The sequence below is a fragment of the Pseudoduganella buxea genome (genome assembly GCF_009720835.1).
In the GTDB taxonomy this organism is placed as follows: Bacteria; Pseudomonadota; Gammaproteobacteria; order Burkholderiales; family Burkholderiaceae_D; genus Rugamonas; species Rugamonas buxea.
The window spans coordinates 1-431 of record NZ_WNKZ01000261.1 but is presented as its reverse complement, the minus strand read 5'-3'; the positions used below and the strand labels follow the sequence as shown (position 1 = coordinate 431).

Genomic DNA, 431 nt, shown 5'->3' with positions numbered 1-431 from the left:
TGAAAGCGGATCAGCCAGGTCTTAAAGACGGCGTGATAGCGGTTCACGTTCTGGATGTGAATTTCCCCCAGCACCCGCTCGCCCTGGCGCAGGTTGACGGCCCGATGTGCAATACCGTGATCTTTCGCGAAATCCCGATATGCCGCCGCCGCATCGGTGGCCAGCAGCACGGCCTTGTCCAGCACGGGTAATAAATGCTGTTGCAATTGCGCCACCGTGACGGGCCCGCGCCCCGGCACGAAATCGCAGGTGCGCCCTTGCCGGTCGCGCGCCACCAGGATGCAGTCCAGTTCGCCGCTGATGCCGCGCTTTTTGGCGTGGCCGCCGCGCCGCCGAGGAGGACGCGTCATGTGACGCGATCCCTTCTGCGATTCCAGCAAATATGTTTCGTCCGCCTCGACGATGCCGCTCAAGGGTTTGGGCCGGTCGTC

At 63.3% G+C, this 431-nt stretch carries 1 protein-coding gene; it reads right to left on the bottom strand.

All coding sequences use genetic code 11. From position 1 onward, the window contains the following. Positions 1–431 (bottom strand): IS1595 family transposase (locus GM672_RS27895; protein ID WP_155473709.1); only part of this gene is annotated, 431 nt, incomplete at both ends.